The organism is Bartonella sp. F02 (assembly GCF_026929975.1).
In the GTDB taxonomy this organism is placed as follows: Bacteria; Pseudomonadota; Alphaproteobacteria; order Rhizobiales; family Rhizobiaceae; genus Bartonella.
Window position 1 is genome coordinate 25,115 of the sequence record NZ_JANHOK010000003.1, and the last position, 20,745, is coordinate 45,859.

Genomic DNA, 20,745 nt, shown 5'->3' on the forward strand with positions numbered 1-20,745 from the left:
AATCATATTCAATTTTTTAAATTTTGCGATTAAGGACGAATTGCAAGCCAGAACGCGGTGTACAAATAAGTTGTGTGGCATTATTCGAGATTGAGCAATTGACTTGGGATATTGTTCCACGAAGAATCGAATGAATTTCAATTTCTACATGCTGGGAATTGATATAGGTGTAAGTTCCTTCTGATAATTTTTCATTTGTATCTGCGGCGCGTGTTTCAAATATACCATTGTAAAAAGAAGAAATAATACCATTTTCATCGATCCATTCGCCATTAATGCCAGATGATTTATTGTGTACAGATAAATATTGTTCGTAATTTTGTGAAAAACTGCAAGCTACTAACAAAAAAGCGGCGATTATAAGATATAAATTACGGAAGGTATTCTTCATTTGTTTCTCTATCTATTTTTTATTCTGCTTTTCAAAATTGTTAATTTACTGCATTAGTCAATATAAGACTTTTGAAGAAAATCAATAAAAAAGAAAATAATTAAAAAAATGCCTTAATGTTGTATTTAATTAAGGATTTGATGGAGTTAATTTATAAAGTATGATGTGTAAAATATACTTTTATAAATTGCAACGATTTCCATATTAATATGCTTAATAGTCTCAAAGGAGATTATCGGAGTTATGATTGGTCCTATTCTTGTTGCATGTGAAGATTATGGAAGACGTATCGAGCTTTCGGCTATACTTCGAGGTTTTGGTTATCGTGTCATTGAAGCAGAAAATAGTTTTCGTACGATTGATCTTTTATATAGACGTAAAAATATTACGCTTGCATTGCTTGATGTTGCAATGAGTGATTTAAGTGTGAGTGATGTCATTAAAACGATAAAAGCAGCTGGAGTTTCGGCTCCTGTTATTGTTCTCGCAAAACAAGAAAATGAAGAATTTCTGCATAAGGTTTTAAAAGCTGGAGCAGTTGATTATTGGATTTATCCAGTTACGCCGCTTCGCTTGAGAACAACTTTGAATAATCTTGCACATGTTTCGGCATTAGAGAGTGAAGTTCGTTATATTTGGCGACAAAATGAAAGTTATTGGTGGTTTTCTGATCTTTATAAGAAAAGTAAAGCTATGCAGATTGTTTTAGAACAATTAAAGAGAGCAGCAAGTTCTTCACAGAATCTTTTGATAGAAGGTGAGAATGGAACTGGACGTGAAACATTAGCACACATTATTCATCGTGAAAGTCGGTTTTCAGAAGCACCTTTTATCCGTTTTCAATGTTCAGCTATTATTGATCCAGAAGAGGAAAATCGTTTTTGGCATGAAAAATTTTTACCATTGGTTTCTTCTTTAGAAAAGGGTACGGTTTGCTTATGTGATGTTGATAAGCTTGAGCTTATGCAGCAAAAGCGTTTTGTGCATTATTTGAGAGAAAGAGAAGAAATTATAAAGAATAAAAGTTCTTTTTTTCGTATTATTGCTATTTCAACATCGCGACTTTCATATTTAGTTAAAGAAGACTTTTTTTTACGCAATTTATTTGAGCAGTTTTCTCAACTCTCTATCAATGTTCCTGCTTTACGTGAATTGAGGGATGATCTTCCGGAAATTTCTCAATATTTAATTGACCGCATTGTTATTGAAACAGGGCGGTCACATGTTCATGGTTTGTCAGGGTCGGCAATCGCATTACTTATGCAATATGATTGGCCGGGAAATTGTGATGAACTTGAAAAAGTTTTATTTCGTGCAATTTCCCTCAGTGAAGGGCCTTTGTTAACTGTTCGAGATTTTCCTCAATTAATCGCAAACCCTAGTGTTGACTCTCAAAAGATTATTCATGGTAATATTCAAGAGTGCACTGAACAGCAATCAATACAATTTTTAAATGCTGATGGGCATGTTCGCACTTTTTCTGATATGGAGAGTGATATTATCGATAAAGCGGTTAAATATTATAAAGGACACGTTAGTGAAATTGCTCGACGTTTACGTATAGGACGTTCGACGCTTTATCGTAAAATGGAAGAATTAAAAACAAAAAATCATCGAGAACATAAATGATGTTTCTTCATATGTCTTTTAAAAGAGAGCATAACTTACTGTAAAAGCTTGTCATTTGTAGTTGTTTGTTCAATTTGCAGCTTTGTATTACATTGTGCAATAAGAGATATTATTTTACATTTTATTATAGCCCGAAAGCTTTGAACATTTTATGTAGATTGTATTAACGTTGTTCAATAATTGAGTGTGCATTTTATTTTTATGTAATTTGAATGATAAAATCATTGATTTTGATAGTGTAATTCGTATTTATGGGCGTGCAATAGACTGTAAAAACATAGAAAGTTTATCTCTTTGTCTCTCTTATACATTTTTATCTGTTTTATCATATTTTTTTCTCTTGCATGTATGCTAGCAATATACATCTATGGCTGTTTTTCACAAAGTCCACGAGGTGAATGCTCTTATGCGTTTCATGTTAAAGAAGATGAAACAAAGCTTGATCGTATAGTGAGCCGATTGGCAAAAGAAAAGAATGGATTAGGGGTCGATAAAGATGCTCTTTCACTTATTGTTAGTAATTTAGATGCTTTTGGTATTCGTGCTGTAGGAGCATCACAGGCAGGACGTAGTCTTGATTTGATGTATTATATTTGGGATGATGATTTAACAGGGCGTTTATTATTGAGTGAAGTGGTGGAAGCAGCTGATCGTGGAGTTCGGGTACGTCTTCTTTTAGATGATATTAATGCACAAGGGCGTGATCCAGCTTATATTGCTCTTGATAAGCATCCTAATATTGAAGTTAGAATGTTTAATCCCGGAAAAACTCGGAATGGTGGACTACGCCGTGGTTTAGAGATTATATTGCGTGCTCTTATTGTAACACGGAGAATGCATAATAAAGCTTTTATTGTGGATGGACGAGTTGCTTTTGTGGGAGGAAGAAATCTTGCGGATTCTTATTTGGGCGCAAGTAACAAATCGAATTTTCGAGATTTAGATCTTATGTTAATTGGTCCATCAGTTAAAAAAGTGGAAACTGTCTTTGATAATTTTTGGAATAGCGCTGTTGCTTCGCCGATTCATACTTTAGTCGTTCCTGAAAATGCAAGTGATCTTGGCAATTGGAGATCTAAGTTATATGCATTTCGTCATTCAAAAGCGGCAGAAGTTTATTTGGACTATATTAATAAACATCTCAATTTTGAATATTTTATTCAAGCAGGGAAACGATTATTTCTTGCTGATAAAGTTGATGTTCTTTCTGATCCTCCAGAAAAAGCATTGCGTAAAAAAGCTGGGAATTGGCTTATGACAGGCCTCTCACAGGTTATTGGAGGTGCTCAAAAAACGATTCAGATTACATCACCTTATTTTATTCCTGGTAAAGAAGGCACACAACATTTTAGTAGTCTGGTTTCAAAAGGTGTTGATGTAAAAATTCTCACAAATTCTTTGGCTGCGACTGATGTAGCTATTGTCCATGGCGGTTACATGCCTTATCGTAAGGCCTTATTAAAAAGTGGAGTTAAACTTTATGAGTTAAAACCGGATGGAGGAACGCATAAATTACAGTTGTTTAGATCAAATAAAGCTAGTTTACATGCGAAAGCTTTTTTAATCGACCATAAAACTGCTTTTATTGGATCGTTTAATTTTGATCCTCGATCTGCGTCGTTGAATACAGAGATGGGAATTTTGTTTGAATGTGCACCAATTACAGCGCGGTTAGATTTGCTTTTTTCTGAAGAAACAACAGGTGAAATGAGTTATCATTTACGTCTTGGCAATAACAATCGCATTTATTGGGATTTCATCGAAAATGAAAAACAACAGAGTGTCGATTTTGAACCAGAAAGTAATTTTTGGCGTCGCACATTTGCAAAGATAATAAGCTGGTTGCCTATTGAATCACAATTATAGATTATATAAATCATATACAAGAAAAATATTTATTACTCTTTTCATTTTGTTAGTGACATGGCATAACTCATTGTCAATTCTCAATTTATGAGAACAGCAGTTATATCACAGCTGTTTTCAGTATTCTGTTATTTTAAGGAATGTGATCATGGCAAAAATTGTTGAAACAAAAACAGGTGCACTGGCACTGACTTTTGATGATGTGTTGTTACAGCCGGGTCATTCATTTGTTATGCCTAACCAAGTCGATCTTAAAACGCGGATTGCTGCTGATATTGAGTTGAATTTGCCATTACTCTCTGCTGCAATGGATACTGTGACAGAATCGCGTTTGGCAATTGCGATGGCTCAAGCTGGAGGTCTTGGTGTTATACATCGGAACATGTCTCCTGTAGAGCAAGCTGAAGAAGTTCGTCAAGTCAAAAAGTTTGAATCGGGTATGGTTGTCAATCCTGTTACAATTGGGCCAAATGCGACACTTGAAGAAGCAAAAGCTTTAATGCGCTTTCATGGTATTTCGGGGATTCCAGTTGTTGAAGATAGTACTAAAGGTGGATGCTCTGGTCGGCTTGTTGGTATCTTAACTAATAGAGATGTGCGTTTCGCATCGGATCCAAAACAAAAAATCTATGAATTGATGACGCATGAAAATTTGATCACAGTGCGTGAAAATGTTCAACTGGATGAAGCAAAATATTTACTTCATCATCACCGTATTGAAAAATTATTAGTTGTGGATGAACAAAATCGCTGTGTTGGTTTAGTGACAGTGAAAGACATTGAAAAAGCACAATTGAATCCGAATGCGGCTAAAGATTCTCAAGGTCGTTTACGTGTTGCAGCTGCCAGTAGTGTAGGGAATGATGGCATTGAGCGTGCTGAACGATTAATTGATGCAGGAGTTGATGTATTAGTCATAGATACCGCTCATGGACATTCTCAGCGTGTGCTAGAAGCTGTTGAACGTATTAAAAAAATGGCAGTTTCGACAGTTGTGATTGCTGGAAATGTTGCGACTCCACAAGCAACTCAGGCGTTGATTGATAGTGGTGCGGATGCAGTAAAGGTTGGTATTGGGCCTGGTTCTATTTGTACAACGCGAATTGTTGCAGGTGTTGGTGTTCCTCAGCTTTCAGCTATTATGGGAGCTGCAGAAATTGCAGATAAAGCAGGAATTCCGATTATTGCGGATGGTGGGATCAAGGCTTCGGGGGATTTTGCAAAAGCATTAGCAGGAGGAGCGAGTGCTGCAATGATTGGTTCTCTTTTGGCTGGAACGGAAGAAAGTCCTGGTGAAGTTTACCTTTATCAAGGAAGATCTTTTAAAGCTTACCGTGGGATGGGATCTGTTGGTGCAATGGCGAGAGGATCAGCGGATCGTTATTTTCAAGCTGAAGTTCAAGATGAATTGAAATTAGTTCCAGAAGGTGTTGAAGGTCAAGTCGCTTATAAAGGAGCTATAGCTTCAGTTTTACATCAACTCGCTGGTGGGTTGCGTGCTTCTATGGGATATGTGGGAGCAAAGAATTTATGTGAATTTCGTGAAAAAGCTACGTTTGTTCGCATTACGAATGCAGGTCTTTATGAAAGCCATACACATGGTGTTGCTATTACGAGAGAGAGTCCCAATTATTGTGGTCCTGTTTAATGAAATAGATGATCTGAGGTTATTTTTTAGTGAGATAAAAGTATCTTTGGGATTGTGTATCTATGTAATAAAATCAGATATACACAAGAAAGAATTGGATGTGAATATCCAATTCTTTCCATTAGTTATATGAAGCGAAAAAATTAGTTTCTTGTATTTTTCCGTTCTAATTTTGATGAATATTTGTGATTATTTGCATGATCACTGTGGGTAGGTTTTTTGTCTTTGCTTGATGGCATTTTATTTTGATTGTCTTTATGTGACATTGTTTTCTCATGATTATAAGTATTCATTCTATTTTCTCCTTTTAAATAATCTGGCATATGTCAGTGTAGAACAAACGGTCACGCGAAATGGTTGTTCCAAGAGTTGTCGAAAAAGTTTATTTATGTTTTTAAAAATGATAGGCATGACTATTTTGATGAACACTGTTTTTATTCTTAGAATATTATAAATAGGAGTAATGAATGCGGTTGGGTGGGCGTTTGCAAGCGGCGGTAGATATTCTAAAAGAGATCAACATGCGGCATCGTCCTGCAAGCGAAGCTTTGAAAGATTGGGGAATTTCCCATCGTTTTGCTGGATCAAATGATCGTGCAGCAATTGGTACAATTGTTTATGATGTTTTAAGACGACGTTATTCGTTGCAATGGCGTATGGAAAGTGACGATATGAGAGATATCGTTTTTGGTGCTTTGCTAGATTTTTGTTCGATGACGATTGAACAAATTGATAGTCTTTTAGACGGAGATCGTTTTGCTTTACCGTTATTAGGAGCTCGGCAACGTCAATCATGGCAGCAACGCCAATTGGTGGATGCGCCAGATTATATTCGAGGTGATATTCCTCAGTGGTGTCAGGCTCATCTCTCTCCAGTATTTGCTAAAAATTGGATTATTGAAGCTGAAGCTTTAGCAACACGTCCTCCTTTAGATTTACGAGTGAATAGTTTGAAAGCAACATCAGAAAAGGTTCTCAAGGAATTAGCTAGTACAAAAGCTCAATCTTTTTCATGGTTTCGACAGGCATTAAGGATTTCACCAATTGAAAAGTTGAATCGTCACCCGAATGTTCAAATTGAGCCTGCGTTTAAAAAGGGGCATTTTGAGATACAAGATTTGGGATCTCAAATCGTTTCTCATCTTGTTGAAGCAAAAGCAGGATTACAAATATTAGATTATTGCGCAGGCGCTGGAGGGAAAACATTGGCTTTAGCAGCCGATATGGGCAATAAAGGACAAATTTATGCGTATGATACAGATAAAGCGCGTTTAGCTCCTATTTTTGATCGTCTTCGGCGATCTGGTATTCGTAATGCTCAATCACGGGTGAACGTAGAAGAACTCAAACCATTAATTGGACAGATGGATATCGTTTTGTTAGATGCTCCTTGTAGTGGAACAGGAACTTGGCGACGTCGTCCAGATGCAAAATGGCGTTTAACATTGGAACAGGTAAAAAAACGTCAAGAAGAGCAGCATACTATTTTAAATGAGGCATTATCCTATCTTAAATCAGATGGGCGCTTAATCTATATTACATGTTCTCTGTTTTTCGATGAGAATGAAGAACAAATTTCTCGTTTTCTTCAAGAGCATTCCGACTTTTATCCAATAAATATGCGCGCATTATGGGAAAAACATTTTAGTCTTTCGCCTGTGCAGCCGACATTTTCAAATTATGGTCTAACTTTATCACCAGCAAAAACAAAGACAGATGGCTTTTTTCTCGCTATTTTGCAAAAAAAGCATTAGTACACAGTTTATGTTTTTTATTTTAAATTTTATCAAAATAGTGTTTTTTCATTGCTCATGGGCTTGTGAAAAGAGACAGATATTAGATAATAGATTTTATTATTTATTTTTATGCAATTATTGATTGGGTTTTTATGAGTATACCACATTTAGATACTGTCCTTATCATTGATTTTGGTTCACAAGTTACGCAACTTATTGCACGAAGAATACGAGCAATGGGGGTTTATTCTGAAATTGTTCCATTTCAATTGGCTTTAGAAGAAATGAAGCGAATCAAACCTAAAGCGATTATTTTATCAGGAAGTTTTTATTCGACGGTTGATGACGGTTCGCCACGGATCCCAATGGAAATTTTTGAATCGGGTATTCCCGTTCTTGGGATATGCTACGGTGAACAGGTGATGTGTGTTCAACTTGGTGGAAGAGTTGAAGCTGAGCATGAACGTGAATTTGGGCGCGCTTTTTTAGAGGTTATAGAAGAAAGTCCACTTTTTGATGGCGTTTGGGAAAAGGGGTCGTCTTATCAAGTATGGATGAGCCACGGGGATCGTGTGACAGTTTTGCCGGAGGGGTTTCGTGTCATTGGCACATCAAAAGGCGCTCCTTATGCTGCGATTGCTGATGAAAAACGGCGTTTTTATGCTGTGCAATTTCATCCTGAGGTTGTTCATACACCAGATGGTGCAAAACTTTTACATAATTTTGTACATAAAATTTCTGGTCTTAAAGGTGATTGGTCCATGTCGGCTTTTCGTGATCAAGCGATTACCGAAATTCGTGAAAAGGTTGGGAAAAGTCGTGTTATTTGTGGTCTTTCAGGTGGTGTTGACTCATCAGTTGCTGCCGTATTACTGCACGAAGCAATAGGAGATCAATTGACATGTATTTTTGTAGATCATGGATTGATGCGTAAAAATGAAGCAGAAGAGGTTGTTACATTATTCCGTAAAAATTACGATATAGCCCTTATCCATGTTAATGCTACTGATCTATTTATGAATGCATTGCAAGGTGAGACAGATCCAGAGAAAAAGCGTAAAATAATAGGTCGCCTTTTTATCGAAGTTTTTGAAGAAGAAACTAAAAAGATAGGAGGTGCAGAATTTTTAGCGCAAGGAACACTGTATCCGGATGTTATTGAAAGTGTTTCAGCTATTGGCGCCGCGGTAACAATTAAAAGTCACCATAATGTGGGGGGGTTACCGGAACGAATGAAGATGAAACTCATCGAACCGTTGCGCGAACTCTTTAAAGATGACGTACGTTCATTAGGAAGAGAATTAGGATTACCTGAGCAATTTATCGGGCGTCATCCGTTTCCAGGGCCAGGGCTTGCAATTCGGTGTCCTGGTGCAGTCACGCGTGAGAAATTGGATATTTTGCGTGAAGCGGATGCTATTTATCTTGATGAAATTCGTAAAGCAGGTCTTTATGATAAAATTTGGCAGGCTTTTGCTGTTCTTCTTCCTGTGCAAACTGTCGGTGTTATGGGGGATGGACGCACTTATGAATTTGTATGTGCTCTTCGTGCTGTAACATCTGTTGATGGTATGACGGCTGATTTTTATCCATATAGTATGGAATTTTTGGGAAAAGCTGCATCGCGTATTATTAATGAGGTGAGGGGAATTAATCGTGTTGTTTATGATGTAACTTCAAAACCACCTGGAACGATTGAGTGGGAATAACTGAAGTTATGTGAAGTCTCTTAAGATCATAGTTTTTGCGATGCAGCATTTTATAAAATCAGAAAAACAATTATAGATTTTATCATTGTTTATTTGAGGTATTATATACGATGGTGTTGTATTTGGTATTGTTGGAACTTCAGAAGTAGGGAATTATTATGCCTAAGCCAAAAATTGTTGCTCATCGTGGTGGTGCTAGTCTTTATCCTGAAAATACACTTTCAGCATTTCGTCATGCAATTGCATTAGGAGTTGATGAAATTGAGTGCGATGTTCATCTCCTTAAAAGCGGTGAAGTGGTTGTATTTCACGATTTTGGTCTGGAGCAACTGGTTGGAAAAACAGGATATATTCATGACCTCGATAATGAAATGCGTAAGAAAATCTGTGTGAAAGGCAGCATTGAACCACCTCCTTTATTAGAAGAAGTATTGGATCTTTTAGCGCCAACGAATGTAGCACTTCATCTTGAAATTAAAACATCTGGTGTTTCTGAACGTGAATATACATTATCTCAAAAAGCGCTTAAGCTTATAAAGAATCGAAACTTAGAAGAACGAGTCTCTGCAATTAGTTTTGATGCAATAAGTCTTCGTCCTTTTATTGAGGCAGGAATACCGTCTGGTCCATGTATTGATTGCTTAGAAGGTGATCTCTCTCTTCATCTTTCTCAATGGAAAGAATGGGGATATTCTGATTTAAGTTTGTATGGTTCTATTGTTTCTCAAAAATGTCTTGAATCTGCTCTTAATGCTGGTTTTACTGTTGGTGTCTGGACAATAAATGGAGTTGCTCGTTTATCACATTGGCTTGAGATGCCAGTGCATTACATCACAACAGATCAACCTGATCTTGCTTTGCAATTACGTTCACAAAAGTTAAAATGATCTGTATGAATCTACAAAAAATAATTAATATAGTATAAGAACGTATGTTTTAACAAAGCTGAAGGTAATAAATAGCTAAATCTTTTTATCCATAAAATTTCAAAATTCAAATTTTTATTTTATGGGCTGTGTTCTTTTTCCTGTTGCTTTGTTGAAAGTATGAAAATTGTGATGAGCGACAGTGAAGCATAATTTCTGTCCATAGTCGTTTGTTATGCGCTCTTTTGTTTCTATAGTAAAAATTACATCATTCCAACGTGTTATAACGTGACAACCTGTTCCTATAGGCTTGATGAGTTCTATTTGCGTATGAAAAATAGGTCCTTTGTCTGGGTGTTCTCCTAATAAGATAGCTTCTGGTCTAAATGCTAAAAGATCTGTCTCTTGGCTGCAAAAAAATGAATTGTTTAAATGTTGCTCTAAGAGGTGACGATCAAGAAAATTCATAGAAGGAGAACCAATAAAATCAGCAACAAAGGTTGTTGCTGGAGTATCATAAATTTCCATTGGAGTTCCAATTTGTTCGATACATCCCTTATTCATAACAACGATTCTATCAGCAAGTGTCATTGCTTCGAGTTGATCATGTGTAACATAGATGCTGGTTGTTTTTAAGGAACGCTGGAGTGTCTTAATTTCAACACACATTTGAGAACGCAATTTTGCATCAAGATTTGAAAGAGGTTCATCAAAAAGAAAGACACGTGGTTGTCGTACAATAACGCGTCCCATAGCAACGCGTTGACGCTGTCCTCCTGATAATTGTCGAGGCTTACGATCAAGAAATGCTTCTATTTTTAGAAGTTTTGCAGCATGTGTGATGCGTTTATTAATTTCTTCTTTCGGTGTTTTTCTATTTTTTAGTCCATACTCTAAATTTCCACGGACTGTCATATGTGGATAGAGAGCGTAATTTTGAAAAACCATAGCAATATCGCGATCAGCTGGCTCACAATTATTAACGCATTCATTGTCAATATAGAGTTCTCCTGAAGTAATTCGTTCAAGCCCTGCAATGATACGTAATAGGGTTGATTTTCCACATCCAGAAGGACCAACAAGAACTAATAGTTCACTGTCAGCGACTGTTAGATTTAAATCATTAATGACTGAAACACCGTTGTCATATTGTTTTTTTATATTAGATAATTGAATTGTAGCCACGCTTTATTTCTCCGCGTCAATGAGGCCTTTGACAAAAAGCCGTTGCATGAAGATGACAATGAGAACGGGCGGCACCATGGCAACGACCGACACAGCCATCAAGATATTCCACTGAGGATCATGTTGAAGTGATTCCACAATGAGTTGTTTCAGGATAACGAGAATGGTTTGGTGGTTTTGGTCTGTTGTTACAATAAGCGGCCAAAGATATTGTACCCATCCATAAATGAACATGATAATGAATAAAGCAGCAATGTTATTTCTGCTGAGAGGTAAAAGAATATCTTTAAAAAATTTAAATGGTCCTGCTCCATCGACACGAGCAGCTTCTAAGAGTTCATCAGGTACAGTTAGAAAAAACTGACGAAATAAAAAAGTAGCGGTTGCTGATGCAATTAATGGAATAATCATTCCGCTATAAGTATTGATCATTCCTAATTGTGCGACGACGGCATATGTTGGAATGATGCGCACTTCAATGGGTAACATTAATGTGATAAAAATAAGTACAAAAGCAGTTTTACGGAAAGGAAAGCGCATATAAACGATTGCATAAGCAGAGAAGAGTGAAATAATAATTTTTCCTATACTGATACCGATAGCCATGATGAATGAATTCATTAGGAGTGGCCAAAGATTTGGAAGACCACGTTGCATAAGACCATCACCAAAGATCATTTTGTAATTTTCTAAACCATGATTGCCAGGAAGTAGAGGCAAAGTTCCTGAACTAAATGCTGATGAACTATGAGTGGAAGCAATAATGGCTACATAAACTGGAAAACAGATAACGATAATACCCACAATTAGAGTAAAATGAGTTAGAAATTTTAAGAATGGTCGGTTTTCAACCATAATTCTTCTCCTAATATTGTACGCGACGTTCAATCCAGCGAAATTGGACGAATGTTAAAACAATAATCATGAGCATTAATATTGTTGATTGTGCTGCTGATGCACCGATTATTTGGTTTTTAAAACCATCTTCATAGATTTTGTACACAAGTGTACTTGTTGCACGTGCAGGTCCTCCAGATGTTATGTGATCAATAATACCAAATGTATCAAACATAACATAATGGATATTGACAATGAGCAGGAAAAAAGTTGTTGGTGAAATTTGCGGAAAAACTACAGTCCAAAACCTTTTAAAAGGGCTAGCACCATCAATGGCTGCTGCTTCGATTTGAGAACGCGGAACAGATTGAAGACCAGCAAGAAAAAAGAGAAAATTGTAAGAAATTTGTTGCCAACTTGCAGCAATGACGATGAGAATCATTGCTTGAGTTCCACTAACACGATGATTCCATATAATTCCTATTTCCTCTAAAAGAAAAGGAAGAACTCCAATCGTTGGATGAAAAATAAATAACCATAATATGCCTGCCAATACAGGAGCAACAGCATAAGGCCAAAGTAAAAATATTGTATAAGTTTTTTTTGCGCGAATAACGCGATCAACACAGACAGCTAAGAGAAGTGATAAGGTCATTGAAATTACAGTAACAGATACAGAAAATATGACTGTTGTCATAAATGACTGTATATAAGCTGGATCAGAAAAAATAGTTACATAATTTTCAAACCCAATAAAAGTTTTAGAAAAACCAAAAGGATCTTCGCGTTCAAAAGACGATTTTATGGCTTGAATTGCAGGCCAAAAGAAAAACAAAAAAGTTATAGCCAATTGAGGAAAAAGTAGTAAATAAGGGAGTAAAATCTTTTGAAAGTATGCATGTTTTGTTTGCATGTGTTGAGCTCTTTTTAGATAAGAAGCTTAGAAAAAAGGGTTAAACCAGAAATTAAAAAACTCAACTTTTGATGCTGAGTTTTTTAATTGAATAATAATCATAGAATCTAATGATTAGCTTTTTCAAATTCTCTTAAAAGCTTATTTCCACGTTCAACTACTTTATCTAAACCATTTTGAGGCGTTGTTGAACCATTAAGAACAGCTTCCAGTTCTTGATCAAGCATGGAACGAATTTGTGGTAAAATACCAAATCTTATTCCTTTTGAGTTAATTGTTGGTGGATTGAGATTTATTTGTTTAATCGCAATATCTGCACCTGGATTTTCATCATAGAAATGTTGTTCTTTACTGAGTTCATAAGCTGGTTTTGTTATGGGCAGATAACCCGTTGCTTGATGCCATTTAGCTTGTTGTTCTGTTTTTGAAAGGAACTTAAGAAAAGCTGCTGCACCCGCATATTCTTCGGATGTGTGACCTTTCAGTACCCAAATAGAAGCACCACCAATAATTGAGTTTTGCGGCGCATTTTGTACATCTTCATAATAAGGTAACATACCAAATCCAACATTAAATTGAGCTTCTGAAACAATCCCTCTTTGCGATCCTGAAGATTGTATAAAAATTGCGCAATTTTGTGCCATAAACATTGGTGCTGCATCTAATGCACCAGCTGGACCACCGTAGCGGAAAATGCCTTCATCTGACCACTTTTTGAGATCAGTCCACATTCGCACTTGTAAAGGTCCATTAAGTTTCAGCTCTGCATCTAGCCCCCCAAGCCCATTTTCTTTTGTTCCAAAAGAGACATTATGATAGGCTGAAAAATTCTCTATCCCAATCCATTGAGCAGCATACGCCATGGTAAAACCACAACTTGCTGCTTTACTATCAAGAATTTTTTTTGAAAAACTTTCAATATCTTGCCAAGTCTTTGGGGGTTGTTCTGGGTCTAAACCTGCTTTTTGAAAAATGTCCTTATTATAGAAAAGAATTGGCGTTGAAGCATTAAATGGCATTGATAACATTTGCCCTTTTGTATCAGAGTAATATTCACTAATAGCGGGGAGATAATCTGTAATATTCAATGTTTGCTTTGTGTCATCCATAAGCTGATAAACTGGATAGACCGCACCTTTTGCGGCCATCATAGTTCCAGTTCCAATTTCATAGATTTGTGCAAGAACAGGTTGTTGCTTTCCACGAAATGCTGCAATAAGCGAAACCATAGCTTCTTCATATTCACCGCGAAATGAAGGGACAACTTCATATTTAGATTGACTTGCATTAAACTCTTGAATTAGGCTTTCGGTTTGTTTCCCGAGAGCGCCACTCATCGAATGCCAGAAGCTGATTTTTGTTTGTGCAAGACTTGCTGTTGCTGTCGTCATAGCCAGTGTTAATGCTATTGTGGAAAGATAAAAGCAGTTCATGATTTTCCTCTTCTGAATTGACGGAACACAATTTCCCCTAGATTACAATATTACTCAGTGAATATGTCATACGGTTCTCTTTCAGAAATATACCTGCTCATTTAAACATGATACATGAAAAGGTCAAATGAATTTGTTCAGGTTTATCAGTTTTACTCTTTTTAGAACGACTATATATTAACGAGATTCGTTACAAATTAAATAATGGATAATAAGATTAAAGTATTATTCAAATAAAAGATGTTCCATATGGTGTAATTAAAACTAAAAGTAGTATGTGTTATTTTAAATAATACGATTCAGTATTGTGGTTTATTATTTTAAAATTAAGTCTTTGTAATATATATATTTATAATTTTTCAGTGATGTGATCAAAAATATTTGTCTATATTATCACTATAGTTTCGTGTGTCAGTGTTTTGTGATTGCATTAATGATGGTGGTGACATTATGTTGCATCATATCGAGATATGTCGCAGCAGGACCATTTTCTTTAGATAAAGCATCAGAGTAAAGTGTTCCACTTATTTTTAAACCTGTTTCTTTTGCAATTTGTTCTATAAGACGTGGATTAGAGATATTTTCAACAAAGAGTGCAGATGCATTATTAGTTTTTATTTGTTGTATAAGTTTGGCAACATTTGCTGCTGTTGCTTCAATTTCTGTTGAGACACCTTCAGGAGCAAGTATAGTAAATCCATATTCATGGGCAAAATAATCAAAGGCATCATGAGATGTGATAATTATTCGTTTATCTTTTGGAATGGCAGCAATTTGTGTCGTGATTGTTTTGTGCAGCGCGTCGAGCTTTTGAATGTATGCATTAGCATTTGTATTGTAGACACCACATGATTCTGGATCAATTTTACAAAGAGAAGTAGTAATATTTTTAATATAGATTTTAACATTAGGAATAGTATGCCAAGCATGAGGATCGGTATTGTTTTTGTGATGATGTCCGATTTGGTGATCTTGTTTTTTAAGAAGAGGGATATTGGCACTTGTTTCAACAAGAAGTGCTTTTGTATTGGTTGCTGTGATAAGGCGATGAATAAAATCTTCTAAGTGAAGTCCATTAATGAAAATAATATGCGCATTTTTAAGAGCTTGAGCATCTCTGGGTGTTGGTTCATAAATATGGGTATTTTCATCAGATCCAACAAAAGTAGTGATAGAAACACGATCTTTTCCTACATTTTTTACTAAATCTGCAAGAATAGAAAAACTGGCAACAACCTTTATATCTTTATGTGCGATAGCAGAAAATGGAAATAAAAGAGCATTGAGAAGAATGAGATATTGAATAAGTTTATACATATTTTTTCTTATGATTAAATAGACGGCAAAAAAGGTGAGAAAATCTTGCTGCGAAAAGCCCGTGTGGGCTTATGAGATAAGAGAGGAGGTAAATAAATCCTGCAACGATAATGATAGCGGGACCAGAGGGTAAAGATATGTGGAAGGAAAGTAAAAGACCAAATACACTGGAAATGATTCCAAAAATGATGGATAGTACGCAGATATAGCCAAGATGTGATAACCAGAAACGAGCTGCAATGGCTGGAATCATCATAATGCCGACTGATAATAATGTTCCTAATGATTGAAATCCTCCAACCAAATTTAAGACCATTAGTCCAAGTAATAAAATATGAGCATATTTTCCTAATGGAGAGAGAGATCTAAATAACAACGGATCAAGGCTTTCGAGTACAAAAGCACGCCAGAAAATGCACAAACTGCTTATTGTGATAACCATAATGACTGCAATTAACCAGAGAGCTTGTGTATTAATCGAAAGTACTGAACCAAATAAGAGATGAAGCAAATCAACTTTTGACCCTTTTAATGAAACGATAATAACACCTGCGGCTAATGACATCAGGTAGAAGACTGTCATTGATGCATCTTCTTTTTGAAAGCTATTTCGCGAAATTAAAGTTGTTGCTAATACTACAATAATACCGGCTACAATACCTCCTATGGTCATAGATATAAGAGAAAAACCACATAAAAGAAAAGCGGTCGCAACACCTGGAAGAATGGCATGAGACATCGCATCACCTGTTAAGCTCATACCACGTAGCATCAAAAATACTCCAATAGGACAAGCGCTAATGGTTAAAAGAATAGAACCTATTAAGGCATTTTGCATAAACTGGAAATCAATAAAAGGAGCAAAGAAAAAGGAATACACGTATTATAACCTATTCTGAACAGAATCATTAATTGGAAAAGTGTTTTTGTATGAGTTGTCATAAGGAAAACGAGAAACAAGAGCAGGTGTAGTATAATGATTTTTAGCGTTCAGAAACATTGTTGTCTCTCCATAAAAAGCACGTTGGTTATCGATATGAATCATATGTGAAAAATTTTCTTGAACGATGAATGGATCATGCAACGCTGTGAGGACGATCCGCCCTTGTTGTTGCCAATGAGTAATCAATTTTAGAAGCTCGTTCTGCGTTTTGCGATCTATTCCATTGAAAGGTTCGTCGAGCAATATGATATCAGAATCTTGTACAATGATCCGTGCAAAAAGTGCACGTTGTAGCTGCCCACCAGATAAAGTATCAAGTGAATGATGAGCTTGTGCGACGAGTCCAACAGTTTCTAAGGCATTTTGAATTTTAGTTTGATAAGAGCGTTGGCTTTTCCACAATCCACAAAAAGACCATAACCCTGTTTTCACGAGTGCTTCTACAGTGATTGGAAATGTTCGATCAATATCGCATTGCTGAGCAAGATAAGCAATCCGGCTTTTTGTTTGTTTTATAATTTTCCCATTGGTAGGTTTGAGCAATCCAGCAATGGCTTTAAGTAATGTAGACTTCCCAGAACCATTGTTTCCAGTTATTGCTATGAGTGAGCTTGATGCCAGTTTTGCTGAAAAGCCCTTTATCGCTATTCTATTAGAATAGCCCAATGTTACATTCTCAAAACATAAGCTCATCATGACACCATCTTTATCTTTTTCCTTAAAATGTTATGTTATATTATTACATTTATCAATCATTAAAACAAAAAACGTTATATTATTACATATATTTTGAAGAGTTACACATTTCAATGAAAAGGTCGTGGAAAATTAAAAATAGTATTTGAATTGTTCTTGACGAAATGGTGTATATTTATGGTATAAATACCTAAGATTTATACCATATGTAGTATGAGTCTTCAGTTCTTAGGGATTAGGTGCGTGTAATTTTTTTGTGTATCTATTGCTCAAACTGCAGCTCCGTGATGAGGCAGTTGTGGTTGAGTCGTACAAAATGGCAGTTCGATTGAAACATTTTTTATGCTTTAAGAAAATGGTTTTGTATTTATTGTGAATTTAAGCTTTTGCGATAGAGAGGGGTTAACTCAGGTATTGGAAATGAATTGCATAGTCCGTTAGGCAATCTATTTTTGTAATGAGTTTATTCAAAATAGTAGGGGAAAGTATTGGCAAGGGATTGTGTTGTAAGTGAGAATTTGTTCATTTGAGTTGTAGATCTCACTAATTTCGTATCATGTTATGTATATGTCATGGTTGTTGGGATGCGGGGACTTAAAGTTTGATACAGTAGCTGCTTATTCTTTTTGTAAGAATGTACTTGCACGTATTTTGTGCGCAGTTACTGATTTTATTATTTTGGAAGATTGATAAACGCTATAATTAGCTCTTTTTAGAGTTGATTTTTGAAATATGAGGGAGTCAGAAAAAATGCCGATTACGATTTATAGCAAGCCATCTTGTGTTCAGTGTACCGCTACTTACCGCGCTTTTGATGCTAAGGGTATTGAGTATAGCGTCGTTGATATTTCTCGTGATCAACAAGCATATAGTTTTGTTCAATCTCTTGGGTATAGTCAGGTTCCTGTGGTCGTTTGTGGTGAAAATCATTGGTCTGGTTTCAGGCCAGACATGATTAGCGGTCTTTGTGGCTAATGAGTCTCATTGCTTATTATTCGAGTGTAACGGGTAATACTGCGCATTTTGTTTCTCGACTTGATCAAAGATTGTTTAAAATTGATAAAAAAAACCCATCTGCGTTGATTCATGAACCTTATGTGTTAGTGGTTCCTACTTATGCAGATGGTGAAGGTAGAATGGCTGTACCAAAAGCAGTTATTCATTTTCTTAATGAAGTAAAAAATCGCGAATTAATTCGCGGTGTCATTGGTGGTGGAAATCGTAATTTTGGTTGTAATTATAATTTAGCTAGCAAAATTATTTCTGAAAAATGCTCTATCCCTTGTCTTTATCGCTTTGAATTGCGAGGAACTGACGAGGATGTCATGTGTGTCAAAAAAGGATTAGAAAAATTTTGGAAACGATACGAAAATTAGAGTTACGATAGTTCAAAATTATGATGATAAGTTAATAAAGATTGGAAAAGTTGTGGAAACGGTGACAGAGCGGCTGAAGGAATCAGATCACGTTACAGATTATCATGCATTGAATGCAATGTTGAATCTGTACGATGAAAATGGCCATATTCAATTTGATATGGACCGGCTTGCTGCGCGGCAGTATTTTCTGCAGCACGTTAATCAAAATACGGTTTTTTTTCATAATTTAAAGGAAAAAATAGATTATCTAATAGAAGAAGGTTATTATGAAAAAGAATTATTTGAGTTGTATGACTTTTCTTTTATAAAAAGGCTTTTTAAGCGTGCTTATGCATTTAAGTTTCGCTTCCCTACTTTTCTGGGTGCGTTTAAATATTATACCAGTTATACACTGAAGACTTTTGATGGTAAACGTTATCTTGAGCGTTATGAAGACCGTGTTTGTCTTGTAGCTTTATATTTAGCGCAAGGAAATAAATCTCTTGCTGAAAATTTAGTTGATGAAATTATTACGGGACGGTTTCAGCCTGCGACTCCGACATTCTTAAATGCGGGGAAAAAGCAGAGAGGTGAATTGGTATCATGCTTTTTATTGCGTGTTGAAGATAGTATGGAATCGATTGGGCGCTCGATTAATTCAGCTTTGCAGCTTTCTAAACGTGGTGGCGGTGTAGCACTTTGTCTAACAAATTTGCGAGAAGCGGGTGCACCAATTAAGCGGATAGAAAATCAATCATCTGGTGTTTTGCCTGTGATGAAATTATTAGAAGATTCATTTTCTTATGCTAATCAATTAGGTGCGCGACAGGGTGCGGGTGCCGTTTATTTGCACGCACATCATTTAGATATTATGACATTTTTAGATACGAAACGCGAAAATGCTGATGAAAAAGTCAGGATAAAGACTCTTTCGCTTGGTGTTGTGATTCCTGATATTACTTTTGAGCTTGCGCGGAATAATGAAGATATGTATTTATTTTCACCTTATGATATTGAGCGGGTCATGGGAAAGCCTTTTAGCGATATTTCTTTGACAGAGCATTATCGATCGTTTGTTGATAATCCGAAGATTCGTAAAAAGAAAATAAGTGCGCGTGTTTTTTTTCAGACATTAGCAGAGATTCAGTTTGAATCGGGTTATCCATATATTTTATTTGAAGATACGGCTAATCGAGTGAATCCAATAGCGGGTCGTATTAGTATGAGCAATTTATGCTCAGAAATTTTACAGGTGAGTGAAGCGAGTGAACTGGAAACGGATTTAACATATCGTACTATTGGCAATGATATATCGTGTAATCTCGGTTCTATGAATATCGCAAAAGCGATGGAAAGTAGAGATTTTGGACAAACAGTAGAAACGGCTGTTCGTGCTCTTACGGCTGTTTCTGATATGAGTAATATTGCTTGTGTTCCTTCTATTGCAAAAGGCAATTCTGAAAGTCATGCAATTGGGTTAGGGCAAATGAACTTGCATGGCTTTTTAGCGCGGGAACAGATTTATTATGGATCTCCAGAAGCAATTGATTTCACTAATATTTATTTTTATACAGTGACATATCATGCATTGCGAGCTTCCAATTTGATTGCACGCGAACGTAAAGAAATGTTTGTAGGGTTTGAGAAATCAGCTTACGCAGATGGCTGTTTCTTTTCAAAATACATTGAGAAAGAATGGAAGCCAGAATTTTCGCTTGTGCGTGAGCTTTTTGAACGCTATAATATCGTTATACCGAACCAAAAAGATTGGCACGAACTTAAAGAATTGGTTATTCAGTATGGACTTTATAACCGTAATCTTCAAGCCGTACCGCCTACAGGATCTATTTCTTATATCAATCACGCGACATCTTCTATTCATCCGATTGCTTCAAAGATTGAAATTCGTAAAGAAGGGAAAATTGGGCGCGTGTACTATCCTGCTCCTTATATGGATAATACGAACTTGAAGTTCTATCAAGATGCCTATGAAATTGGGCCAGAGAAAATTATTGATACGTATGCTGCAGCTACGCAGCATGTTGATCAAGGTCTTTCATTAACGTTGTTTTTTCCTGATACGGCGACGACACGTGATATTAATCGTGCACAAATTTATGCTTGGAAAAAGGGTATCAAGAGTATTTATTATGTCCGGTTGCGGCAAATGGCGTTGAGTGGAACAGAAGTTGATGGCTGTGTTTCGTGTAGCCTTTAG

General features: G+C 36.1%; 17 protein-coding genes. 9 read left to right on the top strand and 8 right to left on the bottom strand.

The genetic code is table 11. The features are described from left to right. Nucleotides 1-16: 16 nt before the first annotated feature. Nucleotides 17-391 carry a hypothetical protein gene (locus NPY00_RS02965; protein WP_269020590.1) on the bottom strand — a complete coding sequence of 125 codons (375 nt, stop codon included), beginning with the start codon at nucleotides 389-391 and terminating at the stop codon, nucleotides 17-19. 243 nt (nucleotides 392-634) lie between these two features. On the opposite strand from NPY00_RS02965, the gene NPY00_RS02970 reads away from it, so the two are divergent. The 6 genes from NPY00_RS02970 (at nucleotide 635) to NPY00_RS02995 (ending at nucleotide 9,866) form a co-directional block, all read left to right on the top strand. Then, on the top strand, nucleotides 635-2,020 hold the full coding sequence (locus tag NPY00_RS02970) for a sigma-54-dependent transcriptional regulator (RefSeq protein WP_269020591.1): 1,386 nt from the start codon (nucleotides 635-637) through the stop codon (nucleotides 2,018-2,020). A gap of 294 nt (nucleotides 2,021-2,314) precedes the next feature. Further along, complete coding sequence (locus NPY00_RS02975) at nucleotides 2,315-3,886, top strand: phospholipase D family protein (RefSeq protein WP_269020592.1); 1,572 nt, start codon at nucleotides 2,315-2,317, stop codon at nucleotides 3,884-3,886. Nucleotides 3,887-4,034: 148 nt separating this feature from the next. Next, entirely contained in the window at nucleotides 4,035-5,534 is a 1,500-nt protein-coding gene (gene guaB / locus NPY00_RS02980; protein WP_269020593.1) for an IMP dehydrogenase, read from the top strand. 467 nt (nucleotides 5,535-6,001) lie between these two features. Continuing rightward, the gene (locus NPY00_RS02985; RefSeq protein WP_269020594.1) at nucleotides 6,002-7,288 is read left to right on the top strand and encodes an RsmB/NOP family class I SAM-dependent RNA methyltransferase; all 1,287 of its coding nucleotides are present in this window, start codon (nucleotides 6,002-6,004) and stop codon (nucleotides 7,286-7,288) included. Between the two features lie 134 nt (nucleotides 7,289-7,422). Further along, nucleotides 7,423-8,979, top strand: a complete 1,557-nt coding sequence (guaA, locus tag NPY00_RS02990; protein WP_269020595.1) for a glutamine-hydrolyzing GMP synthase — start codon at nucleotides 7,423-7,425, stop codon at nucleotides 8,977-8,979. Nucleotides 8,980-9,137: 158 nt separating this feature from the next. Then, on the top strand, nucleotides 9,138-9,866 hold the full coding sequence (locus NPY00_RS02995; RefSeq protein WP_269020596.1) for a glycerophosphodiester phosphodiesterase: 729 nt from the start codon (nucleotides 9,138-9,140) through the stop codon (nucleotides 9,864-9,866). A gap of 114 nt (nucleotides 9,867-9,980) precedes the next feature. Here NPY00_RS02995 and NPY00_RS03000 read toward each other — a convergent pair whose 3' ends face one another. The 7 genes from NPY00_RS03000 to NPY00_RS03030 form a co-directional block, all read right to left on the bottom strand. Beyond that, nucleotides 9,981-11,030: a sn-glycerol-3-phosphate import ATP-binding protein UgpC gene (locus NPY00_RS03000; protein WP_269020597.1), complete on the bottom strand. Its 1,050-nt coding sequence runs from the start codon at nucleotides 11,028-11,030 to the stop codon at nucleotides 9,981-9,983. Nucleotides 11,031-11,033: 3 nt separating this feature from the next. Then, on the bottom strand, nucleotides 11,034-11,885 hold the full coding sequence (gene ugpE / locus NPY00_RS03005; RefSeq protein WP_269020598.1) for a sn-glycerol-3-phosphate ABC transporter permease UgpE: 852 nt from the start codon (nucleotides 11,883-11,885) through the stop codon (nucleotides 11,034-11,036). A gap of 10 nt (nucleotides 11,886-11,895) precedes the next feature. After that, nucleotides 11,896-12,780, bottom strand: a complete 885-nt coding sequence (gene ugpA, locus NPY00_RS03010; RefSeq protein WP_269020599.1) for a sn-glycerol-3-phosphate ABC transporter permease UgpA — start codon at nucleotides 12,778-12,780, stop codon at nucleotides 11,896-11,898. Between the two features lie 107 nt (nucleotides 12,781-12,887). Beyond that, a complete protein-coding gene (ugpB, locus tag NPY00_RS03015; RefSeq protein ID WP_269020600.1) occupies nucleotides 12,888-14,213 on the bottom strand; it encodes a sn-glycerol-3-phosphate ABC transporter substrate-binding protein UgpB in 1,326 nt (441 codons plus the stop codon). Nucleotides 14,214-14,624: 411 nt separating this feature from the next. Then, nucleotides 14,625-15,530, bottom strand: a complete 906-nt coding sequence (locus NPY00_RS03020; RefSeq protein ID WP_269020601.1) for a metal ABC transporter solute-binding protein, Zn/Mn family — start codon at nucleotides 15,528-15,530, stop codon at nucleotides 14,625-14,627. Then, nucleotides 15,523-16,410: a metal ABC transporter permease gene (locus NPY00_RS03025; RefSeq protein ID WP_269020602.1), complete on the bottom strand. Its 888-nt coding sequence runs from the start codon at nucleotides 16,408-16,410 to the stop codon at nucleotides 15,523-15,525. Before NPY00_RS03025 ends, NPY00_RS03020 begins: the two co-directional genes overlap by 8 nt. A gap of 3 nt (nucleotides 16,411-16,413) precedes the next feature. After that, entirely contained in the window at nucleotides 16,414-17,166 is a 753-nt protein-coding gene (locus tag NPY00_RS03030; protein WP_269020780.1) for an ABC transporter ATP-binding protein, read from the bottom strand. A 753-nt stretch (nucleotides 17,167-17,919) separates the two neighbouring features. Here NPY00_RS03030 and nrdH point away from each other — a divergent pair. From nrdH to nrdE, 3 genes are all read left to right on the top strand, one after another. Next, nucleotides 17,920-18,144, top strand: coding sequence for a glutaredoxin-like protein NrdH (gene nrdH / locus NPY00_RS03035; protein ID WP_269020603.1), 225 nt, complete (start codon nucleotides 17,920-17,922; stop codon nucleotides 18,142-18,144). Further along, nucleotides 18,144-18,545 (top strand): class Ib ribonucleoside-diphosphate reductase assembly flavoprotein NrdI, encoded by a 402-nt coding sequence (gene nrdI, locus NPY00_RS03040; RefSeq protein WP_269020604.1) that lies wholly within the window; start codon nucleotides 18,144-18,146, stop codon nucleotides 18,543-18,545. Before nrdH ends, nrdI begins: the two co-directional genes overlap by 1 nt. A 118-nt stretch (nucleotides 18,546-18,663) precedes the next feature. Continuing rightward, the gene (gene nrdE, locus NPY00_RS03045) at nucleotides 18,664-20,745 is read left to right on the top strand and encodes a class 1b ribonucleoside-diphosphate reductase subunit alpha (protein ID WP_442864028.1); all 2,082 of its coding nucleotides are present in this window, start codon (nucleotides 18,664-18,666) and stop codon (nucleotides 20,743-20,745) included.